The organism is Agromyces sp. GQ35 (genome assembly GCF_059758475.1).
Map to the genome: position 1 here is coordinate 2,220,058 of NZ_JCAXEO010000001.1, position 26,016 is coordinate 2,246,073.

General features: G+C 69.2%; 22 protein-coding genes. 15 read left to right on the forward strand and 7 right to left on the reverse strand.

Going from position 1 to position 26,016, the window contains the following annotated elements; genetic code table 11:
• Complete coding sequence (recR, locus tag AC6CH0_RS10265) at nucleotides 1-597, forward strand: recombination mediator RecR (RefSeq protein ID WP_498100353.1); 597 nt, start codon at nucleotides 1-3, stop codon at nucleotides 595-597.
• Between the two features lie 173 nt (nucleotides 598-770).
• Complete coding sequence (locus AC6CH0_RS10270) at nucleotides 771-1,130, forward strand: nuclear transport factor 2 family protein (RefSeq protein ID WP_498100355.1); 360 nt, start codon at nucleotides 771-773, stop codon at nucleotides 1,128-1,130.
• Between the two features lie 46 nt (nucleotides 1,131-1,176).
• Here the strand turns inward: AC6CH0_RS10270 and AC6CH0_RS10275 are convergent, their stop codons facing one another.
• Entirely contained in the window at nucleotides 1,177-1,668 is a 492-nt protein-coding gene (locus AC6CH0_RS10275; RefSeq protein ID WP_498100357.1) for a hypothetical protein, read from the reverse strand.
• Nucleotides 1,669-1,701: 33 nt separating this feature from the next.
• On the reverse strand, nucleotides 1,702-4,158 hold the full coding sequence (locus AC6CH0_RS10280) for a cell wall-binding repeat-containing protein (RefSeq protein ID WP_498100359.1): 2,457 nt from the start codon (nucleotides 4,156-4,158) through the stop codon (nucleotides 1,702-1,704).
• On the opposite strand from AC6CH0_RS10280, the gene AC6CH0_RS10285 reads away from it, so the two are divergent.
• The 6 genes from AC6CH0_RS10285 (at nucleotide 4,159) to AC6CH0_RS10310 (ending at nucleotide 11,869) form a co-directional block, all read left to right on the forward strand.
• Nucleotides 4,159-5,433 (forward strand): aspartate kinase, encoded by a 1,275-nt coding sequence (locus AC6CH0_RS10285; RefSeq protein WP_498100361.1) that lies wholly within the window; start codon nucleotides 4,159-4,161, stop codon nucleotides 5,431-5,433.
• A gap of 166 nt (nucleotides 5,434-5,599) precedes the next feature.
• Complete coding sequence (locus AC6CH0_RS10290) at nucleotides 5,600-6,661, forward strand: aspartate-semialdehyde dehydrogenase (RefSeq protein WP_498100363.1); 1,062 nt, start codon at nucleotides 5,600-5,602, stop codon at nucleotides 6,659-6,661.
• Nucleotides 6,662-6,863: 202 nt separating this feature from the next.
• Nucleotides 6,864-8,165, forward strand: a complete 1,302-nt coding sequence (locus AC6CH0_RS10295) for an ABC transporter substrate-binding protein (protein WP_498100365.1) — start codon at nucleotides 6,864-6,866, stop codon at nucleotides 8,163-8,165.
• Between the two features lies 1 nt (nucleotide 8,166).
• Entirely contained in the window at nucleotides 8,167-9,132 is a 966-nt protein-coding gene (locus AC6CH0_RS10300) for a carbohydrate ABC transporter permease (RefSeq protein WP_498100367.1), read from the forward strand.
• Entirely contained in the window at nucleotides 9,129-10,079 is a 951-nt protein-coding gene (locus tag AC6CH0_RS10305; protein ID WP_498100369.1) for a carbohydrate ABC transporter permease, read from the forward strand. Before AC6CH0_RS10300 ends, AC6CH0_RS10305 begins: the two co-directional genes overlap by 4 nt.
• Nucleotides 10,076-11,869 carry an amylo-alpha-1,6-glucosidase gene (locus tag AC6CH0_RS10310; protein ID WP_498100371.1) on the forward strand — a complete coding sequence of 598 codons (1,794 nt, stop codon included), beginning with the start codon at nucleotides 10,076-10,078 and terminating at the stop codon, nucleotides 11,867-11,869. The genes AC6CH0_RS10305 and AC6CH0_RS10310 overlap by 4 nt, the downstream gene beginning before the upstream one ends.
• Nucleotides 11,870-11,948: 79 nt before the next feature.
• Here AC6CH0_RS10310 and AC6CH0_RS10315 read toward each other — a convergent pair whose 3' ends face one another.
• Nucleotides 11,949-12,605 carry a GntR family transcriptional regulator gene (locus AC6CH0_RS10315; RefSeq protein WP_498100373.1) on the reverse strand — a complete coding sequence of 219 codons (657 nt, stop codon included), beginning with the start codon at nucleotides 12,603-12,605 and terminating at the stop codon, nucleotides 11,949-11,951.
• Between the two features lie 140 nt (nucleotides 12,606-12,745).
• On the opposite strand from AC6CH0_RS10315, the gene AC6CH0_RS10320 reads away from it, so the two are divergent.
• Genes AC6CH0_RS10320 through AC6CH0_RS10340 form a run of 5 tightly spaced genes read left to right on the forward strand, consistent with a single transcriptional unit; the run spans nucleotide 12,746 to nucleotide 19,999 of the window.
• Nucleotides 12,746-14,911, forward strand: a complete 2,166-nt coding sequence (locus AC6CH0_RS10320; protein ID WP_498100375.1) for a beta-galactosidase — start codon at nucleotides 12,746-12,748, stop codon at nucleotides 14,909-14,911.
• 7 nt (nucleotides 14,912-14,918) lie between these two features.
• Nucleotides 14,919-16,427, forward strand: a complete 1,509-nt coding sequence (gene gcvPA / locus AC6CH0_RS10325; RefSeq protein ID WP_498100377.1) for an aminomethyl-transferring glycine dehydrogenase subunit GcvPA — start codon at nucleotides 14,919-14,921, stop codon at nucleotides 16,425-16,427.
• Nucleotides 16,424-18,013 carry an aminomethyl-transferring glycine dehydrogenase subunit GcvPB gene (gcvPB, locus tag AC6CH0_RS10330; RefSeq protein ID WP_498100379.1) on the forward strand — a complete coding sequence of 530 codons (1,590 nt, stop codon included), beginning with the start codon at nucleotides 16,424-16,426 and terminating at the stop codon, nucleotides 18,011-18,013. The genes gcvPA and gcvPB overlap by 4 nt, the downstream gene beginning before the upstream one ends.
• Nucleotides 18,014-18,015: 2 nt before the next feature.
• Entirely contained in the window at nucleotides 18,016-19,251 is a 1,236-nt protein-coding gene (locus AC6CH0_RS10335; protein ID WP_498100381.1) for an ATP-NAD kinase family protein, read from the forward strand.
• Nucleotides 19,241-19,999 carry an SDR family NAD(P)-dependent oxidoreductase gene (locus AC6CH0_RS10340; protein ID WP_498100383.1) on the forward strand — a complete coding sequence of 253 codons (759 nt, stop codon included), beginning with the start codon at nucleotides 19,241-19,243 and terminating at the stop codon, nucleotides 19,997-19,999. Before AC6CH0_RS10335 ends, AC6CH0_RS10340 begins: the two co-directional genes overlap by 11 nt.
• A 92-nt stretch (nucleotides 20,000-20,091) precedes the next feature.
• Here the strand turns inward: AC6CH0_RS10340 and AC6CH0_RS10345 are convergent, their stop codons facing one another.
• Genes AC6CH0_RS10345 through AC6CH0_RS10360 form a run of 4 tightly spaced genes read right to left on the reverse strand, consistent with a single transcriptional unit; the run spans nucleotide 20,092 to nucleotide 24,222 of the window.
• Nucleotides 20,092-20,478 carry a RidA family protein gene (locus AC6CH0_RS10345; protein WP_498100385.1) on the reverse strand — a complete coding sequence of 129 codons (387 nt, stop codon included), beginning with the start codon at nucleotides 20,476-20,478 and terminating at the stop codon, nucleotides 20,092-20,094.
• 55 nt (nucleotides 20,479-20,533) lie between these two features.
• Nucleotides 20,534-21,265, reverse strand: a complete 732-nt coding sequence (locus AC6CH0_RS10350) for an IclR family transcriptional regulator (protein WP_498100387.1) — start codon at nucleotides 21,263-21,265, stop codon at nucleotides 20,534-20,536.
• A gap of 1 nt (nucleotide 21,266) precedes the next feature.
• Complete coding sequence (locus AC6CH0_RS10355) at nucleotides 21,267-22,904, reverse strand: N-acyl-D-amino-acid deacylase family protein (RefSeq protein ID WP_498100389.1); 1,638 nt, start codon at nucleotides 22,902-22,904, stop codon at nucleotides 21,267-21,269.
• Between the two features lie 7 nt (nucleotides 22,905-22,911).
• A complete protein-coding gene (locus tag AC6CH0_RS10360; RefSeq protein WP_498100391.1) occupies nucleotides 22,912-24,222 on the reverse strand; it encodes a type III PLP-dependent enzyme domain-containing protein in 1,311 nt (436 codons plus the stop codon).
• An 82-nt stretch (nucleotides 24,223-24,304) separates the two neighbouring features.
• Here AC6CH0_RS10360 and AC6CH0_RS10365 point away from each other — a divergent pair, with 82 nt between their 5' ends.
• Together AC6CH0_RS10365 and AC6CH0_RS10370 are read left to right on the forward strand one after the other, a co-directional pair.
• Complete coding sequence (locus AC6CH0_RS10365; protein WP_498100393.1) at nucleotides 24,305-25,258, forward strand: sugar kinase; 954 nt, start codon at nucleotides 24,305-24,307, stop codon at nucleotides 25,256-25,258.
• 3 nt (nucleotides 25,259-25,261) lie between these two features.
• Nucleotides 25,262-25,870 (forward strand): bifunctional 4-hydroxy-2-oxoglutarate aldolase/2-dehydro-3-deoxy-phosphogluconate aldolase, encoded by a 609-nt coding sequence (locus AC6CH0_RS10370; RefSeq protein ID WP_498100395.1) that lies wholly within the window; start codon nucleotides 25,262-25,264, stop codon nucleotides 25,868-25,870.
• The last annotated feature ends 146 nt before the right edge of the window (nucleotides 25,871-26,016 follow it).

Below are 26,016 nucleotides of genomic sequence, written 5' to 3' on the forward strand. Positions count from 1 at the left end.
GTGTACGAAGGCATCGTTCAAGAGCTGATCGACGAGCTCGGCCGGCTGCCCGGAATCGGGCCAAAGTCGGCGCAGCGCATCGCGTTCCACATCGTGCAGACCGAGCACTTCGACGTGACCCGTCTCGCCGAGATCCTGCTGCAGATCCACGAGAAGGTGCGGTTCTGCGAGATCTGCGGCAACGTCTCCGAAGAGGCGACGTGCGGAATCTGCCGCGACCCGCGGCGCGACCCTGCACTCATCTGCGTCGTCGAAGAGGCGAAAGACGTCGTCGCGATCGAGCGCACCCGCGAGTTCCGTGGGCTCTACCACGTGCTCGGCGGTGCGATCAGTCCCATCGACGGCATCGGCCCCGACGAATTGCGCATCCGGCAGCTGATGCAGCGACTTGCCGACGCCACCGTGACCGAGGTGATCATCGCGACCGACCCGAACCTCGAGGGCGAGGCGACCGCGACCTATCTCAGCCGCCTGCTCACGACGCTCGAGATCCGGGTCACCCGCCTCGCCTCGGGCCTGCCGGTCGGCGGCGACCTCGAATACGCCGACGAGGTCACGCTCGGTCGTGCCTTCGAGGGGCGCCGCGTCGTCGGCTGACCGGCTGACCGGCTGACTGGGGTGCGCTGGAGTCAACCTGTGCGGACCGAGGCAACGAGTGCGCTTCCTCCGGCGTCCCTCGCGTCCTCTGACGTGGGCAGTCGACCACAGTGCGCGCCCTTCACGACGTACAGGCCTTGACGGCCACATCTCTCACGGATAGAACGGATGACATGGCGAGCAACGCAGCGGACTGGGTCGAGGGTTACGTCGCGGCATGGGAATCGAATGATCCCGAGCAGATCGGGGCGCTCTTCACCGATGACGCGCGGTACCTCCCGAACCCCGATGACGAACCGCGCGTCGGTCGCGAGGCGATCGTGGCCGGGTGGCTCGAAGACCTCGACGAGCCGGGCAGCTGGTCGTTCGACTGGCGCATCGTGCATGAGGCCGACGGCTTCGTCGTGGTGCAGGGCCGCACCGAGTATCCGGCCGACAAGGACTACCTGAACCTCTGGGTCATTCGTCTCGCCGATGACGGCCGCGCCACTGAATTCACCGAGTGGTACATGCCGAGGCCGCATTCAAGCTGAGCCGCACTCGGGCTGAGCCGCACTCAGGCCGAGCTCCACGATCTCGTCAGCGCAGCACCTCGACGAGCACGATCCACGCGTGCAGGATCGCCGAGGCGACGGCCAAGATGGACGCCGCGGCGAGGAAGCCGAGCCCCGCGCCTGGGGCGCCGGCGAGCACGGCGATCGCGCCGGCCATGAAGAGCGCGACCGGCAGCCAGCCCGCGGCGGCCTTCGCGATCGGCGACCCGTGCTCCCGGCCCTCGGCAACGATGAGACGCGTCGCTCGGAATTCGAACACGGCGGCGAGAACGGCTGCGAGCAGAGCGCCGATTCCGTACACGAGCACGGGTACCTCGGGCACCAGTCCGAGCGCAGTCACGATGATCGCCGCCATGAGCGCCGCGAGGGCGGCCGCGGCGCGACCGGGAAGCGACGGCGTCTTCAGGATCTCGGCGATGTTCACCGACATCGCGACGATCAGGAGACCCGCGAGCGCTGCCGTCGCCCCGAGCATCGCGACGTTGAACTCCGACCATCCATCGAGCAGCTCACCCATGCCCGCACTCTACGCCGCGCCGCGCCGAGAACCTCAACCGCACAGGGTGAGCTGCTCCACCGCCGTTGAGAGGGCGGCGGTTCCGCCGATGAGATGCACTCCCACGACCCGTTCGGTCAACAGAGCTGTCGCGGTCGGCAATGGCACACAATCTGGCGTCGACAGGTATATCGGAGCACCGTAGGCTGCTGCGAGTGGGCCGCCGGACAACGCATCGGCGAAACCGAAGCCGGTCGAGATGAACGCATGATCGGGGGTGTCGAAGGCGGCAGCATTGATCTTCGCTGCGACAGCATAGCGATCCTCACCGTCGAAACGCGTTGTGCTGAAGATGTGATCGCTGAGCGCCGTCGTGATCGATCGTTCGAGCGCGGTGGAGAGCGCAACCGGACCTCCGATGTAGTACAGATCATCGGCGCCGAGATCCTTGATGAGTGCGATCACGTCCGGATCCGCCAGGTCCGACCAGCTGTCGACAAGGACGACTGGTGCTCGGAACTGTGCAGCGGCCGGACCCGCCGCCAGTGCGTCGGGGAAGTTGCGACCAGTGGCGATGAATACGGCGTCGGCCCCGGTCTCCTCGAAGCCCTGCCTGACGAGCAGCTCAGCGGTTTCGAATCGGTCAGCACCGCCGACGCGGATGACGTCGGCATGGCTGTCGACGAAGTTGCTCATGAGATCTTGCACCCGGTTGGAGACAGCCGTCGAGCCACCAGCGATAACGATTTGCCTCGGGTCGAGACGCTCGAGCTCAGCGGCGACGACCGGCGGGATTGAGTCCGGAGGCACGAGGAGCACTACCCCGCCCGCCGCGCTTGCGGCGGGTCCAGCGGCCAGCGCATCCGGATAGTTGATGCCACTCGCGATGTAGACCACGGGTGCGTTCCCATCGGGAAGCGTGGCTTGAGAAACGGCGACCGAGGTCGCGTAACGGTCGTCGCCTGCAAGGCGGTCGACCTCGAAGACGCGCTCGGGCAGCTCAACGGTCTCGAGATCCAGGACCTGGCCAGAAGTGACGGTCACGTCGGTGCGATCGAAGAAGTACTTCGCATCCTGCCAGTATGTTGCCCCCACGTCGTAGCGGTCGACCGCGTAGAAGTAGAGTGCATAGGTTCCCGGGGCGAGCGGTTCAGTTTCGAGTCGAGACCCGAGAGATGAGCTTGCGGTGGCGACGCGGTAATAGCCGCCGGTCGTCTCATCCAGTCGGTAGACGTCAACAGCTGCCCCGACTTCGCTGGTGTCATCGGACGAGAGTGTCGGCGCGGTCACCGTGGCCCGTACCTTCGCACCCTGTTCGAGTGCCGCATCGATGCCAGTCACGACCTCGTTCGCGGCGACGTCGACGATCGTCGCGTCGGATTCTGTTGCGCTGTCCCAGTATTCGCTCAGCGAGAGCCCGCCTCCGGAGAATTTCACCTTGTAGCGCCCGGGAGCGAGATCGAGGAATGCGAAGCTGCCGTCGGGTTCAGGCGTCAGGAACGGCGTGTACGGCGTCTGGCCGTCGAGTGGATAGGCCCAGACTCCGGTCGCGGCGGGCACGAGTGACCCGTCGACGTCGACGAGGACCTTGCCTTCGATCGCACTCGTTCGACGGGTGGTGAGCGTCAGGGCGGTATCGTCGCCGAAGTCGACCAAGAGCGGCGAGCCCGGATTCGCCGGGTCGTAGCGTTCGCTGAGTTGGTTGACCGATTCCCATCCGGAGCCACCCGTGGCCTTGAGAGTGTAGGAGTCCGGCGAAACCAAGAAGGTGAATGCCCCGTTCGCATCGGTGAAGCTACCGATGCTCTTCGTGCCGAACCCGAAGAAGTCGCCGTTCGCGCCCTGCAGGGTGAGGGGTGTGTTCACGACCGGACCGACCGGGGTGCTGAACGTTCCCGAGATCGTGATCGCTCGTCGAAGCTGGACGTCGAGATGCAGGTTCTGACCGGGAGCGATCGTGATCGGCGTCGAGTCTGCGCGCGAATACGCATCCTGCCACCACTCGCTGAGGAAACGGTCTTGATTCGCATCGCCGCTGCCCATGTTGACAAATGCCACGCGATACGTTCCGGGGGTGATGTCGGCGACCTCGTAGGCTCCGGTCGACTGGTTGTTGTTCGCGCCTGCCGCGATCCAGCTCGCATCGTCGCTGTAAAGGCGTACGTCCATCGGGACGATCGTTCCGTCTTCTCCGATGATGGTGCCCGAGATCGTTCCGGATTGACCGGCGGCAGTCGCCGGGGCGGAGACTGCAGGAGAAATGATCAGCAGCAGCGCGACTGCGCCTGTGGCGAACGCCCGGGAAAGTGACACTGATTGGCCTCTCTGATGACAGCGCGACGTCGTCGTCGTCGAAGGTGAGCATATCCTCCACTTGTTCACGTGCAGGCACTGCGTCCACAGCGTCATATGGATGGGGATGGAGTCTGAGCCGCCGTATGATGAGGAATTCGACGCCGGGCGGCTCGGCCCGTGCGCCCAGCTGTCCGTTTCATCCCCCTTGGAGACCACGTGAGCTTGATCGTGCAGAAGTTCGGCGGGTCGTCCGTCGCCGACGCCGAGAGCATCAAGCGGGTCGCCAAGCGCATTGTCGAGACCCGCAAGGCGGGCAACGACGTCGTCGTGGCCGTCTCCGCGATGGGCGACACGACCGACGAACTCCTCGATCTCGCCAACGAGGTCACGCCGATGCCGGCGCCGCGCGAGCTCGACATGCTGCTCTCGGCCGGCGAGCGCATCTCGATGGCACTGCTCGCGATGGCGATCAAGAGCATGGGGCACGACGCACGCTCGTTCACGGGCAGTCAGGCCGGCATGATCACGGATGCCACGCACGGCGCGGCCCGCATCGTCGACGTGACCCCGGTGCGACTGCGCGAGGCGCTCGACGACGGTGCCGTCGTCATCGTCGCGGGCTTCCAGGGCTTCAATCGCGACACCCGTGACATCACCACCCTCGGCCGCGGCGGCAGCGACACCACGGCGGTCGCGCTCGCTGCGGCGCTCGACGCCGACGTGTGCGAGATCTACACCGACGTCGACGGCGTGTTCACCTCAGACCCGCGGGTCGTGAAGCAGGCCCGCAAGCTCGACCGCATCACGAGCGAGGAGATGCTCGAACTCGCGGCATCCGGGGCCAAGGTCCTGCACATCCGCGCGGTCGAATACGCACGCCGCCACGGCGTGACCCTGCACGTGCGCTCGTCGTTCAACAACAGCGAGGGGACCATCGTCTACGACCCCGCTCGCCTGCCCGAAGGAGAAGCTGTGGAAGAGTCCGTCATCGCAGGTGTCGCCGTCGACCTGACGGAGGCGAAGATCACGGTCGTCGGCGTGCCCGACAAGCCGGGCGTCGCCGCGAAGATCTTCAAGATCGTGGCCGGCACCAACGCCAACGTCGACATGATCGTGCAGAACGTGTCAGCGGCATCGACCGGCCGCACCGACATCTCGTTCACGCTGCCGAAGTCCGACGGCGAGAAGGCGCTCACGGCCCTCGCCAGCGCGCAAGACGCCATCGGCTTCCTCTCGCTCCAGTACGACGACCAGATCGGCAAGCTCTCGCTGGTCGGCGCTGCGATGCGCTCGGCCGCCGGTGTCTCCGCCCGGCTCTTCGAGGCGCTCTACAGCGCCGGCATCAACATCGAGATGATCTCGACGAGTGAGATCCGCATCTCGGTCGTGACGCGTGCCGACAGCGTGCACGCGGCCGCACGGGCCGTGCACACGGCATTCGAGCTCGACGGCGACGAAGAGGCCGTCGTGCACGGGGGCACGGGGCGCTGACGCCCGATCGAGCGGATGTCGCATCCGTGCGATCATCGAAATCCTCGCGGATGCCGGGGCAATCCTGCCAAGATTCCGCGAACCGCCGGGAGCCGCCGTGGCGGCTGGGACAATGGAAGATCGCTTCCCGTCGGCCGGATGGCCGCAGGGTGACAGAGGAGTGCACGTGAGCAACACCAGTGGAGTGAACATCGGCGTCGTCGGCGCGACCGGCCAGGTCGGCGCAGTCGTGCGCAAGCTGCTCGAGGAGCGCGACTTCCCGGTCGCCTCGATCCGGTACTTCGCCTCGGCGCGTTCCGCCGGGTCGACGTTGCCTTGGAAGGGCGAAGACGTCGTCATCGAAGACGCCTCCACGGCCGACCCGAGCGGCCTCGACATCGCGATCTTCTCCGCCGGTGCAACGCTCTCGAAGGCGCAGGCGCCGCGGTTCGCCGCCGCCGGCGTCACCGTCGTCGACAACTCGAGCGGCTGGCGCATGGACCCCGAGGTGCCGCTCGTGGTCAGCGAGGTGAACCCGCACGCCATCGACGAGGCCGTCAAGGGCATCATCGCGAACCCGAACTGCACGACGATGGCCGCGATGCCCGTGCTGAAGGTGCTGCACGACGAGGCCGGTCTCGAGCGACTCATCGTCAGCACGTACCAGGCCGTCTCGGGTGCCGGGCTCGCCGGCGGCGAAGAGCTGCTCGAGCAGGCTCGCGCCGCGGTCGGGCAAGACACCATCGGGCTCGTGCACGACGGGGCATCCGTCGAGTTCCCCGCGGCCGAGAAGTTCCCGCGCACGATCGCGTTCGACGTGATCCCGCTCGCCGGCTCGATCGTCGACGACGGCGACCACGAGACCGACGAAGAGAAGAAGCTCCGCAACGAGAGCCGCAAGATCCTCGAGCTGCCGGGTCTCCGCGTGGCGGGCACCTGCGTTCGCGTGCCCGTGTTCACGGGCCACTCGCTCTCGATCAACGCCGAGTTCGCGAACCCGATCACGCCAGAGCGCGCCACCGAGCTGCTGGCGGATGCCCCGGGCGTCGAGCTCTCCGAGGTGCCCACGCCGCTGCAGGCCGCGGGCAGCGACCCGAGCTTCGTCGGGCGCATTCGCCAAGATCAGTCGGCCCCCGACGGCAAGGGCCTCGTGCTCTTCGTGTCGAACGACAACCTGCGCAAGGGTGCGGCGCTGAATGCCGTGCAGATCGCCGAGCTCGTGGCGGCGAAGTTGCCAGCGCGCGTCTGAGCGGATTCTCGAACAAACGGATGCCCCGTGGCCGATCGGCCACGGGGCATCCGCGTGTTTCGGGCGGGGGATCGAGCGTTGCCCGTTCGTGACCTGCCTCGCCTTGACCTTTCTGAGTTTTGTATACAGAATAATGGCGAAGCAGTTCTCCCAGCCGGCGCCAAGCCGGCTCCCCTCCTGCAATGACGAAAGAGGTAGCGGAATGGCCCGCGCGAACTCGAAGATGAGACGCCTGTTGGCGATCGGTGCAGCAAGCGCCGTCGCGATCGGCCTGGCAGCATGCAGCGGCGGGGGAGGTGCGAAAGACGAGAACACCGTCGTGTGGTCGACGTGGGGCACCGCCGAAGAACTGACCCGCTACGAGGACTTCAATGCGGAGTTCATGAAGCGCCACCCCGACATCACCGTCAAGCTGCAGCCGGTCGCAAGCTATGGCGACTACCACTCGAAGCTCCTCGCCCAGCTCACGAGCAACACCGCACCCGACGTGTTCTACGTCGGCGACGACAAGATCGGCCAGTTCGTCGACTCGGGTCGGCTCATGCCGCTGAAGAAGCTCATGGAGTCGAAGGAGAGCCAGACCAAGCCCGACGACTTCTTCCCCGGCCTCTTCGGTGCAGCCGAAGCCGACGGCGAGTACTACGCGGCACCGAACGACTCCAACCCCGACGTGCTCTGGTACGACAAGACGGCGCTGGCCGCCGCGGGTATCACCGAAGACCCGGCCACCCTCTCCGAGAACGGCGAGTGGACGACCGAGAAGTACCTCGAGATGAACGACAAGCTGAAGGCCGCCGGCCTCACCGGCTCGATGTTCTGGAACTACTGGGCGACCCACTACAGCTGGATCTCCTCGCAGGTCGGCACCGCGCCGTACGACGAGGCGGGCGCGTTCGTCGCCAACGAGGACCCGGCGACCGTCGACGCCGTCGCAACGCTCGGCGACTACTTCCAAGACGGCCGCTTCGTCGTGGCGGACGTGCTGCCCGACGGTGCCGGCGCCGACAGTGTGTTCGTGACCCACAAGGCCGGCTTCTTCGTGCAGGGCCGCTACACGATCGGCACGGTCGAGAGCGCAGGCGAGGCCGACCAGTACGACATCGTGCGCTGGCCCACGCCCGACGGGCAACCAGCACCGACCGGTGTCGCGACGTCGTACCTCGCGATCAACGGCAAGACCGACGCCAAGGACGCCGCGTTCACCTTCTGGACCGAATTCCTCTCGGCCGAGGGCCAGACCTTCCGTCTGGAGGGGGGCGGAAACGCGGTCCCCTCGATCAAGGGTGCCGACGAGGTCGTGCTCGAAGGCGGTTACCCGGCGCACGCGCAGACCTTCCTCGACATGCGGGACATCGGCTTCGAGGACTACGCCGCCGAAGCGAAGGTGCCGAGCCTGTCGACCGACATCAGCGAGATCTTCCTGAAGCTGTACCAGGGCAAGCAGGATGCTCAGGCCACCCTCGACGAGGTCGCCGACCTCGTGGCGGAGAAGTCGGGCGAATAGCGTGATCGATCTCGCCACCGGCGAGCGGATGCCGCAGACCAAGTCTGCGGCATCCGCCCCGCCGAGCCCGCGCAAGGAGGCCGCCTGGCGGCGGCGCGACCGCCGCTGGGGCTACCTGTTCGTCGGGCCGCAGCTGCTCGGAATGCTGCTGTTCGTCGTGCTGCCGTTCGCCGCGAGCCTCGTGCTCGCGTTCGCGAGCTGGGACGGGCTCACCGATCTCACCTGGGTGGGGTTCGAGAACTTCACTGCGCAGCTGCAAGACGAACTGCTGCTGCGTTCGATCGTGAACACCCTGATCATCGCGGTCGTCACCGTGCCGATCGGCCTCGGTCTCGCGGTGATCATCGCGGTCGCGCTCGAGAAGCTGAAGACCCGAACGCTCTACCTGATTCTGTTCTTCGCGCCGGTCGTCACGTCGACCGTCGCGGTGGCGATGATCTGGCAGCAGATGTTCCGAGCCGACGGCGTGCTCTCCGCGACGATCTCAAAGGTCTTCGGCATCGCACCGCCCGACTGGCTGGGCGACCCGAAGCTCGCGCTCCTCGCCGTCTGCATCGTGACGATCTGGTCGTCGCTGGGTCTCAACGTGGTCATCTTCCTGGCGGGTCTGCAGAACATCTCACCGTCGGTCATCGAGGCGGCCCGCATCGACGGTGCCGGCGCCTGGCGTCTGTTCCGAAGCATCCGGCTGCCGCTGCTCTCGCCGATCGTGTTCTTCTCCTCGGTCGTCGCATTCATCTCCTCGCTGCAGACCTTCGACACGGTGTACGTGCTCGTGTCGGGCGGCGGGCCTGACAACGCGACGCGCACGATCGTCTACCACATCTACGATCTCGGCTTCGGCCGGTTCGAGTTCGGCCCGTCGAGTGCTGCATCGGTGATCCTGCTGCTGTTGACCCTCGTCATCACCGCGGTCCAGTTCGGCGCGCAGAAGAAGTTCGTGCACTACGAGGATGACGCAGCATGAGTCTCATGAACCCGCGCCTGACCGATGGCGTGCAGGCCCCACCAAGCGATTCGACGATCGCGATCTCGGCTCCCGGATACGACTACCGGCCGAACGCCGCTCGCCGTCCTGGCCGCGGCAGGCGTCGCCTCAGCGCGACGCTGCTGCACGTCGTGCTCGTCGTCGCGGGCATCGCGATGGTGTTCCCCTTCATTTGGATGCTGCTGACCTCGTTCAAGGCGCTGCCGCAGCTGCTGCAGGACCCGCTCGCCTTCCTGCCCCAGCCGTGGACCCTCGACAACTACGTCGAGGCGTGGAACGCGGTGCCCTTCGGGCAGGCGTACGTCAACAGCATCTACATCGCGGTGCTCGTCGTGGTCGGTACCCTCATCACCGCGTCGATGGCCGGATACGCGTTCGCCCGCATCCGCTTCCGCGGCAGCGGAGTGCTCTTCGTCGTCTTCCTCGCGACCCAGATGATCCCCGCGCAAGTGACGCTCATCCCGTTCTACCTGCTCATGACGCAACTCGGCTGGGTCGACTCCCACCTCGCGCTGATCGTGCCCGGAATGATGGCGAACCCGTTCGCGGTGTTCCTCATGCGACAGTTCGTGCTGTCGCTGCCGAAGGAGCTCGAGGAGGCGGCGCTGGTCGATGGTGCCGGCCGCTGGCGCATCTTCTGGAGCGTCGTGCTGCCGAACCTGAAGCCCGGACTCGCGGCGCTCAGCATCATCGTGTCGCTCAGCGTCTGGAACGCATTCCTGTTCCCGCTCGTACTGCTGAACACGCCCGACCTCTTCACGGTGCCGCTGCTGCTCTCGTCGTTCCAGGGGCAGTTCGGCTCGGTCAACTACGGGCTCGTGATGGCCGCGTCCGCGATCTCGACGATCCCGATGCTGATCGTGTTCGTGATCGGGCAGCGACGGATCCTCAACAGCATGGCCGCGTCGGGGCTGGGCGGACGATGAGCGCGGTCGGTCGAGGAGCGAAGCGTATCGAGACCATTCCTGCCTCGGAGCTGGCCGATCTCGCCGGCCGCCACCTCGACCTCGTGCAGGCGCCGTTCACGCTGCCGCGTTCGCGCGTGCTCGTGTTCCGGTCCGACCGTGCGGAGATCGTCGAGCACGGCGGAGCCGACGGCGCTGCAGACGCGGCGCCCGCGACTGCGCTGCGGGTGCACACCTCGGAGTACGAGCGCTGGCTCGACGAGTGTCGCGTCATCGACGAGCTCGTCGTCCGGAACCGTGCCGGTGAAGCGCTGCACGTCACCGGCGTGCAGCCGCACGTCATCGAGTTCGCCGGGGGAGCGGTGACGCTCTCCTTCGCGGGCGCGGGCGCGCTGAGCGTCGGTCTCGCCGCCGTCGGTCGAGTAGCGACGAAGGAGCGTATCGAGACCACGGTCGAATGGACGACTCCAGATGGTGCGCGAACCCGCGTCGACCTCACGGCGGAGGCGCCGGCGGTGCGATTGAGCATCGGACCCGAGCGATCCGTGCGGCACGAGGCATCCGTGCTGCACGATCGAGATGTCGCCGCGACGCGCGCACTGTGGGCGGACTGGTTCGCGAAGTGCCCGATCGTGCGCGACGATCTGCAGCAAATGGCCGCGTTCTGCTGGTGGGTGCTCGGTGCGAACATCGTCGAGCTGCCCTCGCTCGGCCGGGCGCGCGGCGTGGTGCCGTCGAAGATCGGCTACGTCGGCGTCTGGCAGTGGGATGCGTACTTCATCGCGGTCGGCCTGCGCCACGGCGACCCCGAGCTCGCCCGGGAACAACTCGAGATCGCGTTCCGCTTTCCGGGCGCCGACGGGGAGTTGCCCGATGTCGTGCACGAGCAGGGGGTGCTCGCGACGAGCGACGACCTGCCCCAGGCCGACCGCGACCGCCTGCGTCGCGCGGGCTCGCAGGTCGCCGATCCGAACGCGCCGGTGCCGCTCACGAAACCGCCACTCGCGGCCTGGGCGCTCGCCAAGGTGCTCGAGGCCGAGGACGCGCCCGACTGGGCACGCGAGCAGCTCGCGACGATCCGTCGCTCGCAGGAGTGGTGGTTCGCACGCAGCGACCTCGACGGCGACGGCATGCCGGAGTACGGCCACCCGTACTCCTCAGGGCTCGACGACAGTCCGATCTTCGACGGGCCGCTGCCGACCACCGCGCCCGACCTCGGCGCCTACCTCGTACTCCAAGACCTGGAACTCGCCCGGCTCGCCGAGCGCTACGGGGTGGATGTCGCGGGCGATCCCACCGCGCATCGCGCTCGCGCCGAGCGCACCCTCGCGCGACTGCTCGAGATGTGGAACGAAGCATCCGCTCGGTTCGAGGCGCGTGCGGCCGGCGAGACGGTCGGCACCGACGCGGTCGTCGGACTGATGCCGCTGCTGACCGGGCTGCTGCCAGGTGGCGTCGTCGATGCTCTCGTCGCAGCACTCGAGGACTCCGAGCGATATCGGCTGCCCTGGTCGGTGCCGACCGTTTCTGCCGCCGACCCCGACTTCTCGCCCGAGCGGATGTGGCGCGGGCCGGTCTGGGTGAACACCAACGCCCTCATCGTCGATGGGCTGCGGGCGTCGGGGCATCCCGGGCTCGCTCGCGAACTCGCCGAGCAGACCGTTGCGCTGGTGGTGCACGCCGGCGGTCCGCACGAGTACTTCAACCCGCTGACCGGGCGCAAGGCGCGCACCGCGACGACCGCGTTCGGCTGGTCGGCGGCGCTCTTCATCGACCTCGCGGTCGGTCTGACCCCTTCGTCGGTCGAGTAGCGAAGCGTATCGAGACCTGACGTGCGCGGGTCTCGATACGGCGCTGGCGCGCCTACTCGACCGGCGGGCCGGCGGAAGGTCAGGCGGTGAAGTACGGGCTCGAGGCGTTGTCGAGGATGCGGCGCATGCCGTTCATCCAGTTCGCTTCGAGTGCCACCACTGCCCTCGGCACGTCGCCGTCGGCGAGGTGCTGCGCGATCTCGGCGTGCTCGGCGGCAACGCGCCCGATCATGACATCGTTCGGCACGAGCAGCGACTCGTAGCGGTGGAACGCGCCGCGCACGCTCGCGATGACATCGAGCAGGCGTTGGTTCGGGCACGCCGAGAGCATGATGCCGTGCCACTCGTCGTCTTTCGAGACGACGAGGGCGTGCTCGACCACTTCTTGGTGGAACTCGGCGGCGATCGTCGCGAGGCGGCGCCCGATCGTGCGGAGTTCATCGGCGGGGCTGAGCTTCAGTGCGAGCCCCTCGAGTGCGGCCATGACCGGCGCCAGGTCTTCGAACTCCTGGGCGCTCAGCGGAACGAAGCGGAATCCCTTGCCGTTCTCGCTCTCGATCTGGCCCTCGCTCTCGAGGGCGATGAGTGCTTCGCGCAGCGGAGTGCGGCTGACCCCGAGCTCCGCGGCGAGCTGCACCTCGTTGATGCCCTCGCCCGGTTGCACCGCGCCGGTGCGCATGCGCGCGAGCAGCTCCTCGCGAACCTGCGAGCGCAGGTTCTTGCGTTCGATCGCCATAAAGTCGCCCTCCGGGCCGCTCGGTCGTCGCGGCAAGCCTAGGGCTTGACCGGTTCCGACATCCGGCTTACTGTGTCTGTATACAGAATACATTCTGCAGCGCAGTCTGTACACCCCGAAGCTACTCGGAGAGGAGCGGCATGGCCGAGGAGTCACCGCGGAGCATCCGTCTCGAAGCTCTCGCCTACGGCGGCGACTACAACCCCGACCAGTGGCCCGAGCAGGTGTGGCTCGAGGACGCGCGGCTCATGCGCGAAGCCGGCGTCAACCTCGTGAGCCTGCCGGTGTTCTCGTGGCCGCAGCTCGAACCCGAGCCCGGCGTCTACGACTGGGGCTGGCTCGACCGGGTGATCGACGTGCTGTGGGGATCCGGTATCCGTATCGACCTCGCGACCGCGACCGCGACGCCGCCGTCGTGGCTCGTACGCAGCCACCCCGAGATGCTGCCCTGGAACGTCGACGGCCAGCGGCTGGAATTCGGCTCGCGTCAGGCCTACTGCCCGAGCTCGCCCGTCTGGCGCGAGCACGTCGGGCGGATGACGCGCGCCATCGCCGAACGCTACGGCGACCACCCCGCGCTCGCGCTCTGGCACGTGTCGAACGAGTACGGCGACCATGTCTCGCGATGCTGGTGCCCGGAGTCATCCGCTCACTTCCGTCGCTGGCTCGAAGCGCGGTACGGCGACCTCGACGGCCTCAACGAGGCGTGGGGCGTGAACGTCTGGGGCCAGCGCTACACCGAGTGGGAGCACATCGAGGCACCGCGCACCGCGACCGGGCCGGTCAACCCGACGCAGCTGCTCGACTTCGAACGCTTCTCCTCCGATGCGCTGCTCGAACTCTTCCAGCTCGAGGTCGACGTGCTGCGCGAGGTCACGCCCGACATCGCCGTGACCACGAACTTCATGAGTCTGCTCCGAGACCTCGACTACTGGGACTTCGCCGCCGCTGAAGACCTCGTGACCGACGACGCCTACCCCGACCCGGCGGACCCGAACGCGCACGTGCCGGCGGCGCTCAACTACGGGCTCATGCGCTCGCTCAAAGGCGGCCGCCCATGGCTGCTGCTCGAGCAGGCGGCGAGTGCCGTCAGCTGGCGCGACGTCAACGTGCCGAAGGCGCCCGGCCAGATGCGCATCGACAGCCTGCAGGCGATCGCCCACGGTTCCGACGGCGCCATGTTCTTCCAATGGCGGCAGGCGAAGTACGGCCAGGAGAAGTTCCACTCGGCCATGCTCGGCCACCGCGGCGAGGCGTCGCGCAGCTTCCAGGAGACGAAGGCGTTCGGTGCAGAGCTCACGAGGCTCGCGGGGGTTCGCGGCACGCGGGTGCGGGCATCCGTCGCTCTCGTCGTCGATTGGGACTCGTGGTGGGGCTCGTCGGCGACCGAGTCGCTGCCGTCGCAGCGGCTCGGCTGGCTCGCCCAGGCGCGCGCCTGGAGCGCCGCGCTCTACGCCCTCGGTCATCCAGTCGACACGGTGCGCGCGACCGGCCCGTTCGATGGCTACGACGTCGTCGTGGTACCGAACCTCTACATCGCGGATGCGGCTCAGGCCGCCGCGCTCGGCGAGTTCGTCGCTCGCGGCGGACATCTCGTCGTCGGCCCGTTCTCGGGCGTGGTCGACGCCACCGAGAAGGTGCACGAGGGCGGCGCGCCCGGGCCGCTGCGCGAGCTGCTCGGCATCGAGATCGACGAGCACTGGCCGGTGCCCGACGGACATGCGGAGCGCATCGAGTTCGTCCCTGCCGGTCGAGTGGCGCATCCCGTCGGTCGAGTAGCGAGCGACAGCGAGCGTATCGAGACCAGCGCCGCGGGGAGCACGGACCGGGGTCTCGACACGGCGCTGCGCGCCTACTCGACCGGCGTGTGGGGCGAGTGGCTCGAGGTGCACGCCGGAACCGAGGTGGTGGCCCGCTACTCGAGCGGCGAGCTCGAAGGCCGTGCGGCTGTCACTCGTCGTGCGCGAGACGCCGGCGCCGCCTGGTACCTGAGCGCCGTGCTCGAGCCATCGGGCACCATCGAGCTCTTCCGCCGCGTGCTCGCCGAGGCCGGGCTGCCGGCGCGCGAGCGCATCGACACCGACCTCGAAGCCGTGACCCGCTGCGACGAGACCACCGACTTCACCTTCGTGCTGAACCACGGTCGGCGCGGGCTCGTAGTCGACGTTCCGGTCGGCGCAACCGAGCTGCTCACCGGTGAGACGACGACCGGCCGGCTCACCCTGCCGCGCTTCGGCGCCGCCGTGCTCACCACTCCGCGTGCGGAGTCCGCTCCCTTCATCACCCTGTCCGACACCACCGACTGAGGCTCACATGACCGACCCCTTCGTCCATCCGTACATCCCGAACACCGCTCCCGAGTCGAAGGCCGCCATGCTCGAGGCCGTCGGCGCGGCATCCGTCGATGAGTTCTACGCCGACGTGCCCTCCGACCTCCGCCTCGGCCGGCCGCTCGACCTGCCCGTGCCGTTCACCGCCGAGCAGGACCTCGTGCGCCACGTCGAGGGTCTGCTCGCGAAGAACGTCTCGACCCGGCAACGGCTGAGCTTCCTCGGCGCCGGCACCTACCACCACTACGTGCCCGCGGTCGTCGACGAGGTGATCAACCGCAGCGAGTTCCTCACCGCCTACGCGGGGGAGCCCTACGAAGACCACGGCCGCTTCCAGGCGTTGTTCGAGTACCAGTCGCTCATGGCCGAACTGCTCGCGATGGACGTCGTGAACGTGCCCACCTACGACGGCTACCAGGCGACGGCCACGGCGTTGTCGATGGCGGGCCGGATGTCGGGACGTCGCCGAGTACTCGTCGCGAGCGACGTGCTGCCCGAGAAGCTCTCGAAAGTGCACGACTTCGTGCGAGTGCACCTCGACCTCGAGTTCGTCGACACCATTGGCGGCGTGACGGATGTCGCGGGCCTCGCCTCGCGGCTCGGTGACGACGTTGCCGCGGTCTGGGTCGAGACGCCGAGCCACACCGGCGCGATCGAGGCGCGACTGCGCAGCATCGCCGACGCCGCGCACGCCGTCGGCGCCGTGCTCGTGGTCGGCACCGACCCCATCGGCTACGGCGTGCTCACGCCGCCGGCCGAGCAGGGCGCCGACATCGTCTGCGGCGACATCCAGTCGCTCGGACTGCACCAGTGGTTCGGCGGCGCGCACGGCGGCTTTATCGCCGTGCACGACGACCCGCGGTTCATCATGGAGATGCCGTCACGATTGTTCGGGCTCGCGACGACCGATGTACCCGGGGAGTACGGCTTCGGGGACGTGGCGTACGACCGCACCTCGTTCGCGCAGCGTGAAGACGGCAAGGAGTGGGTCGGCACCGCCGCCGCGCTCTGGGGGATCGCGTCCGGCGTGTACCTCGCGCTCATGGGTCCAGAGGGCATGCGCGAACTCGGTGAGGTGCTGCTCGCCCGCACCCGCTACGCGCAGCGGGCGCTCACCACGGTGCCGGGCATCGCACTCGGCGACGACGCGCTGCACCTGCGAGAGTTCACGATCGACCTCGCAGGCACCGGACGCACGGCTGTCGACGTCATCGATGCACTGCGGGCCGAGGGAATCGAACCCGGGGTGCCCGTCGGCGAATGCGAGTTGCTCGTCTGCGTCACCGAGATGACCTCGCAGTACGACATCGACCGGCTCGCTGCTGCGCTGTCGGAGTTCGTGAGCGGTGCCGGCGGCGCCGCTGGTCTCGATACGGGCTCCGCCCTACTCGACCGGCGGGGAGCCGCTGGCCTCGATACGGGCTCCGCCCTACTCGACCGGCGAGACGCATCCGACCAGACCGCCCCGATCCTCGAGGAGCAGAGCGCATGAGCCTCCCCGTCGCCCCCAAGCCCACCCTCCGTCGCTTCCACCAGGCACGCTGGGACGAGCCGATCATCTTCGAACTCTCGACCCCCGGCGAGCGTGGCGTGCTCGTCACGAACGTCGAGTCCGGAGTGCGCGATGCCGTCGGCGACGTCGTCGCCGAGCTGCCGGCCGGCCTGCGTCGGGAGACGCCGCCGGCGCTGCCCGAGATGGGCCAGATGCGGGTGCTGAAGCACTACCTGCGACTCTCGCAGGAGAACCTCGGCGCCGATTTCAACGTCGACATCGGTCAGGGAACCTGCACGATGAAGTACGCGCCGAAGGTCAACGATCAACTCGTCGGCACTCCTCAGCTCACCGCCATGCACCCCCTGCAGGACCCGGCCGACGCCCAGGGCGTGCTCGAGATCGTGTGGAGCCTCGAGCGTATGCTCGCCGAGATCTCGGGCATGGAGGAGGTGTCGCTGCACACGCAGGGCGGCTCGGCCGCGATCTGGTCGAACATCGCCATGATCCGGGCGTACCACGAGGCGAACGGCGAAGCCGAGCAGCGTCGCGAAGTCATCACGACGATCTTCAGCCACCCGTCGAACGCGGCTGCGGCGAAGGCAGCCGGGTACGACGTCATCACGATCCACCCTGATTCCGACGGCTATCCCGACCTGGCGGCGCTGAAGGCGGCGCTCTCGCCCCGCACTGCGGCGATCATGGTGACGAACCCCGAAGACACCGGCATCTACAACCCGGCCATCCGCGAATGGGTCGACGCAGCGCACGCCGTCGGCGCGCTCGCCTCGTACGACCAGGCGAACGCGAACGGCATCCTCGGCATCACGAGGGCCCGTGATGCCGGCTTCGACGTCTGCCACTTCAACCTGCACAAGACGTTCGGCACGCCGCACGGCTGCGGCGGCCCCGGTGCAGGGGCGAACGCCGTGAGCGCAGCGCTCGCCCCGTTCCTGCCCGGGCCGCGCGTCGTGCGTGAGGTGAACGACGGCGGCACCGCGCGCTTCGACGTGCGCGATGCGGGGGAGCAGTCGATCGGCTCGGTCGCGCCGTTCCACGGCGTCATCCCGAATATCGTTCGCGCCTACTCGTGGATCATGGCGCTCGGCGCTGAGGGGCTGCTCGCAGCGGCCGAGATCGCGGTGCTCAACAACAACTACCTGATGAAGCGAGTGCTCGAGATCCCGGGCGCCTCTGCGCCGTACGCGACCGGCCGCCGCCGCATCGAGCAAGTGCGGTATTCGTGGCAGGCGCTCTTCGAAGAGACCGGCATCACCTCGGAGGAGATCGGCATCCGCACGGCGGACTTCGGCATGCACTACTGGACCAGCCACCACCCGTACATCGTGCCGCAGCCGTTCACCCTCGAACCGACCGAGTCGTACTCGATGGCCGAGCTCGACGAGTACGTCGCCGTGCTCGCCGAGGTCGCTCGCGAGGCCCGCGAGCAGCCCGAGGTCGTACGCACGGCCCCGCACAACCAGACGGTGCACCACACGCACCACGACGACCTCGACGACCCCGAGCGCTGGGCGATCACCTGGCGCGCGTACCAGCGCAAGTACTTCGCCGAGGCCGCAGCCTGAGCATGCTTGCCCTTCTCGTCAATCCCGTGGCCGGAATCGGGGGCCCGGCCGGCCTCGCCGGCAGCGACGGCGAGGCCGTGCAGCAGCGCGCGGGCGAACGCGGCGCGACGTCGCGGGCCGCCGCGCGTACCCTCGCGGCGCTCGCGGAGGTCGCCGCGACGAACCCGGGCATTCGGGTGTTGACGGCGGCCGGTTCGATGGGGGCGGATGTCGCGCGGGCGGCCGGTCTCGAGCCGGTCGTCGTCGCGCAGCCGAGCGAGCCGACCCACGCCGCGGACACGACAGCCGCGGCCCGAGCGCTCGCCGACGCCGGCGCCACGCTCCTGCTCTTCGCGGGCGGCGACGGCACGGCGAGGGATGTCACTGCAGGGCTCGGCGCCGCCGGTCGAGTAGCGCCCGACGGAGGAGGGCGCGTATCGAGACCCGCCGTCATCGAGGGTCTCGATACGCTCGCTGGCGCTCGCTACTCGACCGGCGGCCCGACTGCCGTGCTCGGCATCCCCGCGGGCGTCAAGATGTACTCGCCGGTCTTCGCCGTGAGCCCGCGTGCCGCCGGTGCCGTCGCCGCCGCTTGGGTGGCCGAGGGCGAGTTGCCGGTACGCGAGCAGGAAGTGCTCGACATCGACGAGGAGGCGCTTCGGCATGCCCGTGTCGAACCGCGGCTCTTCGGCATGCTCAGCGTGCCGTTCCGGCCGGGGCGCACCCAGGCGCGCAAGGCGGCGACACCTGCTGACGAGCACGCGGCCGTGCGCGCCGCGGCGCGGGGCGCGGCATCCGCCCTTCGGCCGGGTGTGCGGTACCTGCTCGGGCCGGGCGGAACGATGGCCGAGCTCGCCCGGGTGCTCGGCGTGCCGAAGACGCCGCTCGGCGTCGACGTCGTGCTCGACGGGCGGCGCGTGCTGGCCGGGGCATCCGAGCGCGAGCTGCTCGCCGAGATCGCCCGGGGGCCGGCCGCAGCAGTCGTCACCGTCATCGGCGGGCAGGGATTCCTGCTCGGCCGCGGCAACCAGCAGCTCTCGGCACGTGTGCTGCGCGCACTCGGCGACGATCCGTTGATCGTCGTCGCGCCGGAGCAGAAGCTCATCGACCTCGGCGGGCGCCCACTGCTCGTCGACACCGGCGACCCCGACGTGGATGCCGGCCTCGCCGGATTCATCCGCGTCATCACCGGAACATCCACCACCAGCATCTACCCTGTCGATGCACCGGAACACGAAGGAGAAGGCCGTGCGCCTTGAGCACAAGCAGGCCATCGTCACCGGCGGAGCGGGCGGCATCGGTCGCGCAACGTCGATCGCCCTCGCCGCGGAAGGCGCCGCGGTCGCGGTCGTCGACCTCAACGCCGAGGCGGCCGAGGCGGTCGCCGCCGAGATCCGCGAGTCGGGCGGCGTCGCCATCGCCATCGCAGCGGATGTCTCGAGCGAAGCCGACATCGAACGCGTCATCGCCGAGACCGTCGCCGAGTTCGGCGGCGTGAACATCGTCTTCAACAACGCAGGGATCATCCGCCGCACCACCGCTGTGGAAACGACGGTCGAGGAGTGGGACCGGGTGTTCGGCGTGAACGTGCGCTCGATCTTCCTCATGTGCAAGCATATCGTGCCGATCATGGCGGCCGCGGGTGGCGGCTCGATCGTCAACACCGGCTCGGGGTGGGGCCTGAAAGGCGGCGGGCAGGCGATCTCGTACTGCGCCTCGAAGGGCGCCGTCGTGAACATGACGCGTGCACTCGCGATCGACCATGGGCCGCAGGGCATCAGGGTGAACTCGGTGAACCCCGGCGATGTCAACACCGGGATGCTCCGCGATGAAGCACGCCAGCTCTCGCAGGACGCCGACGCGTTCCTCGCCGAGGCCGCCGACCGGCCGCTGCAGCGCATGGGCGAGCCGCGAGAGATCGCCGCGGCGGTCGTGTGGCTCGCGAGCGACGAGTCGAGCTACGTCACGGGCTCGGCGCTCGTCGTCGACGGCGGTGGCATCGCCTGAGCCGTCGGTCGAGGAGCGCGGCGCTCCCGGCGGTCGAGGAGCGCGAAGCGCGTATCGAGACCACGGGACGGGTCTCGATACGGCCTGGCGGCCTACTCGACCGGCGGGATCGCCGCGACCACGTCGATCTCGACGAGGATGTTCGCCAGTCGCGAGCCGACCGTGGTGCGCACTGGGTACGGCTCGGTGAAGAACTCCGCGTAGGCGACGTTGTATTCGGCGAAGTCGGTGAGGTCCTCGAGGTGAGCCGTGACCTTCACGACGTCGTCGAAGGTGAGGTCGTACTCCGCGAGCACGGCCCCGATGTTGCGCAGCACCTGACGCGTCTGCTCTGCGGCACCACCCGGGACGACCTCACCGGTCGCGGGATCCTGCGGGCCGAAGCCGGCCGTGTAGAGAAAACCGTTGGCGACGACGCCGTGGCTGTAGGGGCCCGCGGGCTTCGGTGCGTTCGAGAGGGTGACGGCGATCTTGGACATGGTTCCTCCTGGATGGTGATCGGTCGTGGTCGAGGTCGAGGTCGATGGGTCTCGCTCAGCCGAGCTCTCGCGCAATGAGCTCGGCGGTCTCGCGCATGGCCGGCAGGTTCGCCCGCAGGTGGTCGAGGTCGGCGACCATGTGAATCGCGGTGACCGAGAGGGCGCCCACGACGCCGAGCTGAGTGCGGATCGGCACGGCGATGCAGTTCACGAAGGCCTCGAACTCGCGGTCATCGACGGCCCAGCCGCGCGCGCTCGCGAGGGCGAGTTCGCGGTCGAGTCGCTCGCGGGTGGTGATCGTGAAGTCGGTGTGGCGTTCCCAGGTGACTCCGGCGAGCACTGCGTCACGACGGGCGGGATCGAGTTCGGCGAGGATCGCCTTGCCGACGGCCGAGCAGTACGGGATCACCGAGCGCCCGATGCGGGAGTACATGCGCACGCCCGACTCGTCTTCGGCCTTGTCGACGTAGACGATCGACCGGTCCATGAGCGCCGCGAGATGCACGGTGTTTCCCGTGCGGCGCTGCAGCCGGCGCACGTGTTCAGCGCCGGCCTCGCGGAGGTCGAGAGTGTCGAGTGCCTCCTTCGAGAGCGACACGAGCCGCATGCCGAGTGTGTAGCGGCCAGAGCGACGCTTGCGCACCCAGCCGACCTCTTCGAGCGCCTGCAGCTCGCGGAACATCGTCGAGCGATGCAGTCCGAAGGCCTCGGCGAGCTCGGCGACCGTGCGCGGGTCTGCCGCGATCGCGTCGATGATGCGGGCGGCGCGTTTCACGCTCTGCGACATCTCAGCCCTCCTCGCCGTCGGCGCGGCGGCCGCGCCGACGGATGCCACGACCCGGCGTCGCCCCGGTGAGCTCGCCGCCCGCCAGCACGGGCACGCCTGCGACGAGCACGTCGTCGATGCCGACGCCGAGCCCGAGCGGCGCGTCGTAGCTCGCCGTCGGCTGCACCGCATCGGGATCGACGAGCACGAGGTCGGCGATGAACCCCTCGCGCACGAGCCCGCGGTCGCCGAGCCCGAAGCGGGCGGCGGCACGGGCCGACACGAGCGCCGAGGCATCCGCCCAGCCCATCGCCGCTTGTTCGCGCACGAGCAGTGAGAGGTAGCGAGAGAACGAGCCGCGCGCCCGCGGGTGCGGATGCCGGCCGAGGAAGATGCCGTCGGAGCCGCCGATCGCGGCCGGGTGCGCGATGATCTCGGCGAGCCCGGCATCGCTGCGCTCGCGCTGCACGGCCATCACGACGTTGACCTCGAGATTCGAGGCGACGAGCACGTCGAGCGCGAAGTCGATCGCGTCGACCTCGCTATCGGCGCTCGCACGAACGGATGCCTCCGCGGCACCCTGCGCGACCGTGAGGCCGTGCGCCCAGTCGTACTCGGCGGCCGCGATGTGGGCGAGCGTGAGCATCGCCGGCCAGTCGGGCCCGAGGCTCGCGTAGCCGGCGATGCCCGGAAACCACTCCGCACGGAGTCGCGCACGCGCCACCGGGTCGGCGAGCTCGGCGACGATCTCGGCGGTCGGCCGCACGGTGAGCGAGGCGGGCAGGAGCGGCATCGCGAGGATCGAGCAGCCGCGGGTGTACGGGTAGGCGTCGAAGCTCGCGTCGACGCCCCCGACGGCAAGCGAGTCGAGGAGGCCGTGCACGAGGTGGGGCTCGGCGTGGAAGTGCGACACGTGCACTCGAGCGCCCGAGGCGAGCGCGATCGAGGCGATCTCGGCGATGCCCTCGGCCGAGTTCGCCTCGTAGCCGCCGCGCATGTGCGAGACGTAGACGCCGTCGACGTCGGCCACCGGTGCGGTGAGCGCGGCGAGCTCGTCGGTGGAGGCGAAGAGGCCCGGCGCGTAGTCGAGGCCGGTCGAGAGTCCGAGCGCGCCCTCCGCAAGACCATCAGCCACGAGGGCGCGCATCTCGGCGAGTTCGGCCGGCGACGCGGCGTCCGTCGACCGGCCCATCACCGTGAAGCGCACGGTGCCGGCGGGCACGAGCGCGGCCGCGTTGATGGCGGTCGCGCCGTCGTAGGCGGCGAGCAGCGACGCCACCCCGCCGCCGCGGTAGACGGGGTGGCGGCCGTTGATCGCCGCGAAGTACTCGGTGGCGTAGTCGCCGCTCCCGGGGGCGTACGAGACGCCGTCCTGGCCGCCGATGATGGTCGTGACGCCCTGTCGCAGCAGTGCGAGCTGCACCTCGACGTCGAAGAGTGCGCCGTCGGCGTGCGAGTGCGCATCGATGAACCCAGGCATGAGCAGGCGGCCGCCGCCGTCGATGCGGGGCACCTGCGTCGAGCGGTCGGCCGGGGCCTCTGCGATCGTGCCGGCGGGCGCGATGCGGACGATGCGCTCGCCGTCGACGAGCACGTCGGATGCCTCGGCACCGACGCCATCGGCATCGACCACGATCGCGTTGCGAATCAGCACACTCATGTCGGCTCTAGAAGAACGTGCGCACGAGTTCGACGACCCGATCGGAACCGCCGCCCTCGACGACCGGGATGAACCGCCACTTGTCGAACGCGGTGCAGGGGTGCGAGAGGCCGAGCGACACGACCTCGCCGATCGCGACCGGCAGCGCGGCATCCGAGCGCAGGTAGCCGTGCTGGTCGTTGAGGGCGGTGACGGATGCCCCGGCGAGCGGCCGTTCGCCGAGCCCCGGCACCGCGGCGACGCCCAACGGGACGGGCAGCCCCTCGTCGTAGGGGAAGTCGCGCTTGCCGCCGTCGAGCAGGGCGAGGCCGGGTTCGGGGTGGGAGACGATGCGGGCGTACCCGCGCATGGCGGAGGTCAGTTCGGCGTCGATCGGTGAGATGCCGCGGTAGAAGCCGTCGTCGTGCAGCAGGGAAGCCCCAGAGCGGAGGATCCAGCGGGTGCGACTCGTCTCACCGGCAGGGGTCGCTGCGGCATCGGCGGCGATCGCGGGAGCGAACACCTCGGCGACGAGGTCGAGGTAGGCGCTGCCGCCCGCCGTGACGATGAGCCCGGCGGCGGGATCGCTGCCGCCCTCGGTGAGACCGCGCACGATGCCGTGCAGTTCGAGCATCTCGCCGAGGTAGGTGCGCACCGCCGTGAGCGAGGCGGGGGAGCGGTCGTGACCGAGGCTGCCCTCGTACCCGGCCGTGCCCGCGAGGCGCAGCATCGGTGAGGCCGCCACGCGTTCGGCGATGCGCGCGGCCTCGGCGACACTGCGAGCGCCGGTGCGCCCGCCCGCTGCGCCGAGCTCGACGAGCACGTCGATGCGGCGGGGGAGGGGAGTCGCGAGCTCGGCGAGTGCTCGCTCCATCGCCTCGATCGTCTCGACGGAGTCGACCCAGGTGCGGAACGAGAAGTCGGGCTCGGCGAGCTCCTCGGCGATGAACGCGAGCGCGGCCGGAGCGATCAGCGTGTTCGCGAGCATGATCGATGCGACGCCGAACGCACGTGCCGTGCGCACCTGCCCGGGCGTCGCGAGGGTGAGCCCGGTGGCGCCGGCGTCGAGTTGACGCTGCCAGAGGGCCGGCGCCATCGTCGTCTTGCCGTGCGGCATCAGCTCGAGGCCGCGTGCGTCGCACCAGCCCTGGATCACGGCGGCGTTGGCGGCGAGTGCGCGCTGGTCGAGGGCGAGGAGCGGGGTCCAGAACTCCGCGAGGCGCGGTGCGGTCGCGAGGAACTCGCGCACGGTGAGACCGGCGGCCCGATCGGGGAGCCCCTTGTCGGCACCGGTCAGCCGCTCATCGTCGAGTGCGGCGAGTTGCGTCTGCTGCGGCATCCGTCGTCCCCCTCAAATCTTGCGTGTTGCACATGATGCAACACGTTTGCACTGAATCTGCACACACGACAGCATAGGGTGCGTGAGCCCCGCACCGCTGCCCGAGATCGTCGCACTCGGCGAGACCATGGCACTCGTCGCGCCCGCGCTCGCCGAACCGCTCGAGACCGCCGAGCATTTCCACGTCGACACGGCCGGCGCCGAGGCGAACGTCGCCGCGCACCTCGCCGCCCTCGGCCGCAGCGCGGCATGGCTCGGCCGGGTCGGCGACGACGCGCTCGGCCGTCGAGTGGTGACGCACTTGCAGTCGCGCGGCGTCGACACCCGGTGGGTCGAGGCTGATCCCCAGGCGCCGACGGGTGTGTACTTCAAGGACCCCGGGCACGGCGTGCTCTACTACCGCGCGGGCTCCGCGGCCTCGCGCATGTCGCCGTCGTTCCTCGAGGGGCTTCCGCTCGACTCGGCCCGGGTCGTGCACGTGAGTGGGATCACACCCGCCCTCTCCGCCTCGTGCGACACCCTCGTCGACGCCCTGTTCGCGCGGGTCGCCGCGTCGCCAGGGCTGCTGAGCTTCGACGTCAACCACCGGGCGGCACTCTGGCCGGCGGATGGCGCGGCCGACCGGCTTCTCGAGTTGGCATCGCGCGCCGACCTCGTGCTCGTCGGCCTCGACGAGGCCGAGGGGCTCTGGGGCACGACCTCTCCCGAAGCGGTGCGCGCGCTCCTTCCCGAGCCCCCGCTGCTCGTCGTGAAAGACGGAGCCGTCGGGGCGACCGAATTCGGTGGACGCGCCGGCACCGCCCCGTTCGTGCTCGCCGGTACGACGATCGTGCACGGCACCGCTCGGGTGCCCGCGAGGTCGGTCGAGGTCGTCGAAGCGGTCGGTGCGGGTGATGCATTCGCGGCCGGATATCTCGACGCCCTCCTCTCCGGGGCCGGCCCGAGCGATCGCCTGGCTGGGGGCCACGCCCGCGCAGTGACCGTGCTCGGCGACACGGCCGACTTCCCCCGCACCGCAGCCTCGAGGAGCAACTGAACCATGAGCGTCAGCAACGCCGAATTCGACGACATCTTCGCGGGCCACTCGCTCATGGCGATCTTCCGCGGCATGGGCGCCGAGCGCAGCCTCGAGCTCGCCGAGCGCGCCTGGAGCCTCGGCATCGACGTGGTCGAGCTGCCGATCCAGGCAGATGCAGATCTCGAGGCGCTCGCCGTCGTCGCTGCGGCGGGTCGCGCGGCCGGCCGTCTCGTCGGAGCGGGCACCGTGGTCTCCACGCGGCATGTCGAACTCGCAGCGTCCGCCGGCGCCGCATTCACGGTGAGCCCCGGGTTCGATCCGGTCGTCTCCCGGATCTCGGCCGAGGCCGGCCTGCCGCCGCTGCCGGGCGTGGCGACGGCGAGCGAGGTCCAGGCGGCGATGGCGCTCGGCCTCACGTGGCTGAAGGCGTTTCCCGCGTCAGTGCTCGGCGCAGGGTGGTTCAGTGCGATGGCCGGTCCCTTCCCCGACGCACGATTCATCGCGACGGGCGGTATGGATGCCTCGAACGCGCGCGAATTCCTCGATCGCGGCGTGCGCTCGGTCGCCGTGGGCTCGGCGCTGGAGGACCCGGCGCAGCTGTCGGCCCTCGCGGAGCTCATCGCGAAGTAACTCCCCGCCGGCGTTTCCCGACGCCCCGTCTCGGACTCCGAGACGGGGCGTCCTGCGTTGCCGCCGCTGTTGACGCTGCCCCGCTCTCACCGGCACCGTTCCGGGCGATCCGTCCCGCGACCCGAGCCCGCGGTTGCAGGAAACGG